Annotated in this window: 8 protein-coding genes and 1 rRNA gene; 3 read left to right on the forward strand and 6 right to left on the reverse strand. The window is 68.7% G+C overall.

Translation table 11 applies throughout. The features are described from left to right. Positions 1-19: 19 nt before the first annotated feature. Together ACZ7SW_RS18735 and ACZ7SW_RS18740 are read left to right on the forward strand one after the other, a co-directional pair. On the forward strand, positions 20-571 hold the full coding sequence (locus ACZ7SW_RS18735; RefSeq protein WP_470231659.1) for a TetR/AcrR family transcriptional regulator: 552 nt from the start codon (positions 20-22) through the stop codon (positions 569-571). Between the two features lie 79 nt (positions 572-650). Beyond that, positions 651-806 carry a hypothetical protein gene (locus ACZ7SW_RS18740; protein WP_470231660.1) on the forward strand — a complete coding sequence of 52 codons (156 nt, stop codon included), beginning with the start codon at positions 651-653 and terminating at the stop codon, positions 804-806. Between the two features lie 235 nt (positions 807-1,041). Here ACZ7SW_RS18740 and ACZ7SW_RS18745 read toward each other — a convergent pair whose 3' ends face one another. From ACZ7SW_RS18745 to ACZ7SW_RS18765, 5 genes are all read right to left on the reverse strand, one after another. Continuing rightward, positions 1,042-1,470 (reverse strand): acyl-CoA thioesterase, encoded by a 429-nt coding sequence (locus tag ACZ7SW_RS18745; protein WP_378404137.1) that lies wholly within the window; start codon positions 1,468-1,470, stop codon positions 1,042-1,044. Positions 1,471-1,480: 10 nt separating this feature from the next. Next, the gene (locus ACZ7SW_RS18750) at positions 1,481-4,456 is read right to left on the reverse strand and encodes a bifunctional [glutamine synthetase] adenylyltransferase/[glutamine synthetase]-adenylyl-L-tyrosine phosphorylase (protein ID WP_470231661.1); all 2,976 of its coding nucleotides are present in this window, start codon (positions 4,454-4,456) and stop codon (positions 1,481-1,483) included. Positions 4,457-4,486: 30 nt separating this feature from the next. After that, the gene (locus ACZ7SW_RS18755) at positions 4,487-5,617 is read right to left on the reverse strand and encodes an inorganic phosphate transporter (protein ID WP_470231662.1); all 1,131 of its coding nucleotides are present in this window, start codon (positions 5,615-5,617) and stop codon (positions 4,487-4,489) included. Between the two features lie 94 nt (positions 5,618-5,711). Continuing rightward, positions 5,712-6,461: a type 1 glutamine amidotransferase gene (locus ACZ7SW_RS18760; RefSeq protein WP_470231663.1), complete on the reverse strand. Its 750-nt coding sequence runs from the start codon at positions 6,459-6,461 to the stop codon at positions 5,712-5,714. A 5-nt stretch (positions 6,462-6,466) separates the two neighbouring features. Continuing rightward, entirely contained in the window at positions 6,467-6,874 is a 408-nt protein-coding gene (locus ACZ7SW_RS18765; RefSeq protein WP_470231664.1) for a rhodanese-like domain-containing protein, read from the reverse strand. A 127-nt stretch (positions 6,875-7,001) separates the two neighbouring features. Between ACZ7SW_RS18765 and ACZ7SW_RS18770 the strand changes: the two genes are divergently transcribed. Beyond that, on the forward strand, positions 7,002-7,439 hold the full coding sequence (locus tag ACZ7SW_RS18770) for an Lrp/AsnC family transcriptional regulator (protein ID WP_470231665.1): 438 nt from the start codon (positions 7,002-7,004) through the stop codon (positions 7,437-7,439). A gap of 126 nt (positions 7,440-7,565) precedes the next feature. Here ACZ7SW_RS18770 and rrf read toward each other — a convergent pair. Then, positions 7,566-7,659: ribosomal RNA gene (gene rrf, locus ACZ7SW_RS18775) — 5S ribosomal RNA — on the reverse strand; the annotation flags it as partial.

The raw sequence follows: 7,659 nt of genomic DNA on the forward strand, positions 1-7,659 counted from the left end.
AAGAGACGCGGGAGGCGCGATGCCGGTGAGCCCGCGGCGGGCGGACACCCGGCGCAACCACGAACGGATCCTGGCGGTGGCGGCGGAAACCGTGAGCCGGGCAGGAGAGGTGTCGTTCAACGCGGTCGCCAAGGAAGCGGGCGTCGGCGTCGGCACGGTGTACCGGCACTTCCCCACGCCGGAGTCGCTGGTGCTGGCCGTCTACGAGCGCGAGGTGAACCAGCTCGTCGAGATCGTGCCCGAATTACTCGCCAACCATTCCCCCGATCAGGCGTTGCGCGTCTGGATCGTGGACCACCTGGCGCACTACATGATGACGAAACGAGGGCTGGCCAACGCGTTGCGCGCGTCGCAGAGCGAACTGCCGACGCAGGCGTACGTGCGGATGCTCGACGCGCTGGACACCCTGCGGAAGGCGAACGCGGAAGCGGGCACGATCCGGCCGGATCTGAAGACGGAAACCCTGATGCGCGGCCTGGGCGGACTGTTTTTCCTTACTCCGGAAGGAGATTGGAAGGCGGAGACCGAAGGAGTGGTCGACCTGGTGTGGCACGGAATGCGGCTGGACTGACCGGCGCCAAGGCTTGCGCGCAGCGGCGAGTCCACAGCGTGCCGGATTTCTCGCCCACGCCCACGATCAACCGGTCTCGATGCGCGCGAAGAGCCTCACTATCCAGGCGGTGGACGCGCCCCGCGCCAAGATCGTGTTCGAAGTAGAACGACCTGTCCTGAACGAACTGCGGCGTCACCACGAGTTCCGGGGCATCGGCCTCGCGGTCGCCGGTTGCGCGACGTCCCGCGGATAGCGAGCCAAGAGATCCAGAGCGATCAGGCAGCCGATGCTCATGGCGATGAGACGCACACCGCCACCGCCGAGCGTCTCCCGCATGAGGTCTGTCCAGCTCCGCCCGGCACCATCACCAGCGCCGGACCGTCTCCGGCGGCCTGCCCGCGAACAACGCAGCCATCAAGCGACACGTGCAACGAGCTTCCCACCGCAAGCGCTCCCCCTTGCGCTTCGGGCCGCCGCACCAGGCGCGATCACTCCGAAGTCGACAACACCTTCAAATCAACCCCGGCCCGCTCGAAATGCCCCCGCGGATCCGGCACCAGCTTGCGCTTCTCCAGATCCATCAGTCCCAGCGTGCACTTGATCTCGGCCGACAGCGTCCCGTCCAGCTTCACGATCCGCGAGGTCATCCAGAACACCTTGCCGTCGCCGAACGAGGCGTCGCAGGTCACGTCCACCTCGTCGCCGGCGCGCAGTTCCCGCCGGTAGACGATGTTCGATTCGAGCAGCACCGGCGCGAGACGCGATTCGTGCAGGGTGTTGCCGCCGGCTGCCTCGAAGACCTCCAGCCGGGAAACCTCGCCGTACGAGTGGTACACGGCGTGGTTCAGGTGGCCCAGCGTGTCGAGTTCGTAGTGGCGCACCTTGATCCGGGTGCGGAACGGTTCGCGGTCGGTCACGAAACCCAGGTTAGTTGTCGTAGAAAAGTTCCTCGACCACGGCATGCGCGTGCCTCGTCACACGGCGGTAGCCGTCGAGGAACTCACCCGGGTCGTCGTCCACCGAGTAGCCGAACACGCGCGCCACCGCGGCGAGGTCGCGGCCACTGCCGGGCACCTCGTCCGCTGCCTTGCCGCGTACCAGCATCGTCGCGTTGCGCACGCGCGTGGCCAGCAGCCATGCCTCGCGCAGCGACTCCACCGACTCGGCGGGCGCGAGACCCGCTTCGGCCAAGGCGGTCAGCGCGTCGAGGGTCGACGTCGTCCGCAGGCCAGGCACCTCGTGCGCGTGCTGCAACTGCAGAAGCTGAACCGTCCACTCGACGTCGGCGAGACCGCCCCGGCCGAGTTTCGTGTGCCGCGTCGGGTCGGCGCCGCGCGGGAGACGTTCGGTCTCCACCCGGGCCTTGATCCGCCGGATCTCGCGCGCGTCCGTCGGGTCGAGCCCGCCCTCCGGATAGCGCAACGGGTCGATCGTCTCGATGAACCGCTGGCCAAGCTCCTCGTCCCCGGCGACGAACCGGGCCCGCAGCAACGCCTGCGACTCCCACACCTCGCCCCAGCGCTGGTAGTACGCCCGGTACGACTCCAGCGTCCGCACCAGCGGCCCGCTGCGTCCTTCCGGCCGGAGATCGGCATCGACGACCAGCGCCGGGTCCGCACTCGGAGCGCCAAGGATCTTCCGCACCGTCTCGGCGACCGACGAGGCGAACCGCAGCGCTTCGGCGTCCGGAACCCCTTCGGCGGGCTCGCAGACGAAGAGAACGTCGGCGTCCGAGCCGTAGCCCAGTTCCGCGCCGCCGAGCCGGCCCATGCCGATGACCGCGATCGTCGCCGGGGTACGCCCCAGCTCAGCCTGCCGTTGCCGGTAAGCCGCCGACAACGCTCCCTGCAGCACCGCCACCCACACACTCGACAGCGCTTCGCAGACCGACGGAACATCCAGCAGTCCCAACAAATCCGCGCACGCGACGCGCAGCAGCTCGTGCCGACGAAGCGACCGCGCAGCGGTAACGGCAGCACTCAACCCCGGCTGACGACGCACAGCAGCCCGCAGCGACGTCGCCACTTCTGCCGGAGTGCGTCCGGTCAACCGAGCCGGATCTCCCAGCAGCTGAAGCACTTCCGGTGCCCGGACGAGCAGGTCCGGAACCAAATTCGACGTACCGAGCAGGAAGGCCAACCGCTCGACGACAGTGCCCTCGTCGCGCAACACCCGCAGGTACCAAGGCGTGTCCTGAAGCGCCTCGGACACCTTGCGATACGAGAGCAGACCGCCGTCCGGATCCGGCGTATCGGCCAGGCAGTCGAGCAACACCGGCAGCAGCGCCTGCTGAATAGCCGCGCGCCGCGACACACCCGAGGTCAGCGCCTTGATGTGCTGCAGCGCGCCTTCCGGAGCGGCATACCCGAGCGCGGCGAGCCGGCTGGCGGCCTGTTTCGTGGTGAGCCGCAACGCTTCCGTCGGCACATTCGCCACCGACTGCAGCAGCGGACGGTAGAAGACCTTCTCGTGCAGCCGACGAATCCCCTGCGCGTGGCGGCGGAACTCGGCAAGCAGCGCTTCACCTTGACTGCGCCCGCGAACCGGCCGAATCCCACAGGCGCGCGCGAGAATCCGCAGCTCATCGGTGTCCGACGCGGCCGGGAACAGGTGCGTGCGCCGCAACCGTCGCAGCTGCAGCCGATGTTCGACGGTGCGCAGGAACTCGTACGACGAACTCATCTCCGCCGCGTCCGCGCGGCCGACGTACCCACCGTCGCCAAGCGCGGCCAAGGCTTCCAAAGTGGACGGCGAGCGCAGCGCTGGATCCACCCGGCCGTGCACGAGTTGCAGCAGCTGCACCGCGAACTCGACGTCCCGCAATCCGCCTCGGCCCAGCTTCAGCTCGCGTTCGAGATGCTCCGACGCGACGTGGTCCTCCACCCGCCGGCGCATCTGCTGGACCTCGGTCACGAAGTTCTCGCGGTCCGCGGCCGACCACACCATCGGCGCGACCATCTCCGCGTACTGCCGGCCCAGCTCGGCGTCGCCGGCCACCGGACGCGCCTTCAGCAAAGCCTGGTACTCCCAGGTCTTCGCCCATTTCTGGTAGTACGCGGTGTGCCCTTCGAGCGTGCGCACCAGCGCGCCGCTCTTGCCCTCCGGCCGCAACGCCGCGTCGACCTCGAAGCACGCGTTGCCGACCAGCCGCATCATCGTGCTGGCCAACCGGGTCGCGACGCCGAGGTCGCCGGCCCCGACGAAGATGACGTCGACGTCGCTCACGTAGTTCAGCTCGCGACCGCCGGTCTTGCCCATCGCGATCACCGCGAGCGTGCCTTCGACGGACGCGCCGACCTCCTGCTCGGCGACCACGAGCCCAGCCTGCAGCGAGGCTTCGGCGAGGGTGGTCAGCTCGCTGGCGACGTCGCGGAACTGCGGGTGTTCCAGCCCCGGCTCCACGAGATGTCCGAGGTCCGCGGCGGCGATGCCGAGCAGCAGCCCGCGGTATCCGGCGCGCAGCTCATGTTCGGCGGCGGTTCCGGTGAGGTACGTCCCGTCGTCCTGCCGGACCCGCTCAAGCAGCCGTTCCGCGAACTTCGCCGGATCAGTGCAGCGGTTGTCCGCGAGACAACGCCACTCACCGGGATTGGCGACGAGGAAGTCCGCCAACGCGGTGGACGTGCCGAGCACGCCCAGGAGCCTGCCGCGGAACGTGCGGTTCTCCCGGAGCGTGCTGTCCAGCTCGGGCCAGCCGGGTTCGTCGGCCTCGCGGATGCGGTCGAGCCCGGCCAGCGCGAGGTCGGGATCCGCGGCGCGGGACAGGGCGAGAAGGACATCGGCGGCACCGTCGGCGGGTCCGCCTTCGGTCCACCAGCCGGCTGCGCGCAGTTGACCGTCGGCCCGGGTGTCAGTGAAGCCGTACCTGGCCGCCGAAGCTGTGGTCCGCGCGCGCTCTGCCATCGCTCACACCGTAGCCGGACCCGGGGCGGTTCAGGCAGCCAGGCGGTCCGGTTCGGTGTCGGCGGCAGAAGGTTCGGGGACCTGGAAGCTGTGCGCGGTGACGGGTTTGCGCCGTGAGAGGAAGTAAATCCCGGCCGCGAAGAGAATCCCGGCGACGCCGACCGCGATGGTCCCGGCCTCGCCGAGCGAAGCGATCTTGCCCGCCGCCGCGCCGACGATCGCCGCCGCGGGCAGCGTGAACAGCCACGCGAGCACCATCCGGCCCGCCATCCGCCAGCGCACCGGAGCCTCGCGACGGCCGACGCCGGAGCCGACGATGCCGCCCGAGCACACGTGCGTGGTCGACAGCGGGAAACCGAGGTGCGAGGACAGCAGGATCACGACAGCGCTGCTGGTCTGCGCGGAAAAGCCCTGCGGACCTTCGATGTCGGTGAGGCCCTTGCCGAGGGTGTGCGTGATGCGCCAGCCACCGAGATACGTGCCAAGCGCCAGCGCGGACGCGGCACTGATGATCACCCAGACGGGCGGCGCGGACCCGGCAGGCAGGCTGCCCGCCGCTACGAGCGTCAAGGTGATGACACCCATGGTCTTCTGCGCATCGTTGGTGCCGTGCGCGAGCGAGACGAGCGACGCGGAGACGATCTGCCCGACCCGGAACCCGCGCCCGCCGCGTTTGCGGACCAGGAACCGGTAGACGACGTAGGTGACCGCGGCCGCCGCCACTCCCGCGATGATCGGGGACGCGGCGGCCGGAACGAGCACCTTGTCGACGATCTTGGCGAAGTGCACGGAGTCCGCGCCGGCGGACACCCAGGTCGCGCCGATCAGGCCGCCGAACAGCGCGTGCGACGAACTCGACGGCAGGCCGACGTACCAGGTGAACAGGTTCCAGACGATCGCCCCGATGAGCCCGCCGAACACGATGGCTGGCCCGATCCTCGTCTCGTCGACCAGGCCGCTGGAAATCGTTTTCGCGACCTCGACCGACAGGAACGCGCCTGCCAGGTTCAAGACCGCGGAGATCGCGACGGCGACGCGGGGCCGGAGTGCTCCGGTGGCGATCGAGGTCGCCATCGCGTTCGCCGTGTCGTGGAAGCCGTTGGTGAAATCGAAAACCAGCGCCGTGCAGATCACGACGACGACGAGCAGCGAGGGGTCCACCCCGACCTCCGAACCCTACGGAAATACCTCTCGCAAGGTACCTGACCGTTTGGGTGAACCGTTAACACGCCGTAAGTGATTCCGACATCATCCGTTAAGCCAACGGCAACTGGCGTTGACTTTCCGGAGCCGCCTGCAGCTGACCAGCGGCCAACTGGACGAACCGGCGCGCGAACGGACGCCACGTCTCGGCGATCTCCGCGTGCGCAGAGATCAAGGAGTCGCCCTCGAGCGCGCCCGGACGGGTGAGTTCCGCCATTTCCGGCGCCGCCTCGGCCCAGGCGAGGACAACGTCCGGGGTGGTCTCGATGTGGAACTGGACACCGTAGACACAACGGTTCATCCGGTAGGCCTGGTTCGGGTACTCCGGCGTGGACGCGAGCAGCTCGGCGCTCGGCGGCAGGACGGTGATGACGTCCCGGTGGAACTGCAGGACATCCGGGAGGAAGGGCATGTCCGCGAAGAGCGGATCGATCCACGCCGCGTCCTTCTTGGACACGAGCCCCGGCCCAACCTCAGGCCCCGTCTCGCCCTCCCCGACCTGCCCACCGGTCGCGACGGCGAGCAGCTGCGCACCGAGACAGATCGCCAGCGTCGGCACGGCCTTCCCCGCCGCGGCGGCGAGGAGCTTCCGGACGTCGATCAGCCAAGGGTGCTTGGAGTCGTCGAGGGCACCCATGCCGCCGCCGAGACAGATCAGTCCGTCGTACCCGTCGAGACTCGCCGGCAGCTCCTGCTCCGGCGGCAGCCGCACGTCGAGTTCGGCGCCAGCTTCCGTGAGCCACTCCCCGAGCGGCCCGATCGGGTTGGTGGCATCGGGCTGGATGATGAGCAGACGAGTCACGCCGTTCAGGGTACGGCCACGCCGGCCTCTGTCGGATAGCCGTGGGCAAGCCAGGTCGTGATGCCGCCGGAGAGCCGCTTCGCCGTGAAGCCGAGCCGCGCGAGCCGGTACGCGCCTTGGGTGGCGGCGTTGCAGTAGATGCTCTCGCAGTAACAGACGTAGACGAGGTTCCGGTCGAGGTCGCGGGTGCTTTCCTCGGTCATTTCCCGGTATGGCAAGCAGATCGCGCCCGGCAGGTGCGCTTCGGCGTACGCCCCGGGGCCGCGGGTCTCGACGAGGACGTAGCCGTCGGTGCGTCCGTCCGCGAGGTCCAGGGCGAGGTCGACCGGGTCGACCTCGAAGGCAAGCTCGCGCCCGAAGTACTCGACGGCGCTGGCGGCTTCGCTGGGGAGGGAGAGGATCCGTGGTTTCACGTTGTTGATCCTCCCGTTCCGTGGCCGGTGGGAGACAGGGGAAGATCCAGGTGTTCCGCCGTCTTCACCAGGGTTTTCCGGGTCTGGACGGCAGCTAGCCTGGAGCCTGGCGAAAGGAGTGCCGCGAGTGGATCTGGACGACGTCGATCGGCACCTGCTGGAGCTGCTCCAGTCCGACGGCCGCCTGACGTTCTCAGAACTCGGCCGCCGGGTCTCGCTGTCCGCGCCGGCCGTGACGGAACGAGTCCGCCGCCTGGAACAGCGCGGGGTGATCACCGGCTACTCGGCACGGGTCGACCCTGAAAAACTGGGTCGCCCGATCCAGGCGATGATCCGGGTCCGAGTCCGCAGCCTGGACGGCCCGCGGTTCCGCGAGGCGATCCTCCCGCTGCCGGAGATCACCGACGCCGATCACGTCACCGGGGACGAATGCTGGCTGCTCCGGGTGCACTGCCGCACGACGGCTGAGCTGGAGGAGTTCGTGGAACGGGCCCAGCGCTACGGCGAGACGACGACGTCGCTGGTGTTCTCGTCTCCCGTCCGGAGCCGCGGACTGCCGCTCTGACCTGGACATGACGAAGGCCCGAACCCTGGACCGGGTTCGGGCCTGTCGTTTGGGTCTGGAAATGAGTCTGGGCCCCGGGAAAACCTTTTTCAGGTTCTCGACCGGGGCCCAGACTGTTCAAAGTAAGTTCGGCGGTGTCCTACTCTCCCACAACCCTTCGGTTGCAGTACCATCGGCGCAGTCAGGCTTAGCTTCCGGGTTCGGAATGGGACCGGGCGTT

Source organism: Amycolatopsis sp. NPDC114484 (assembly GCF_055633755.1).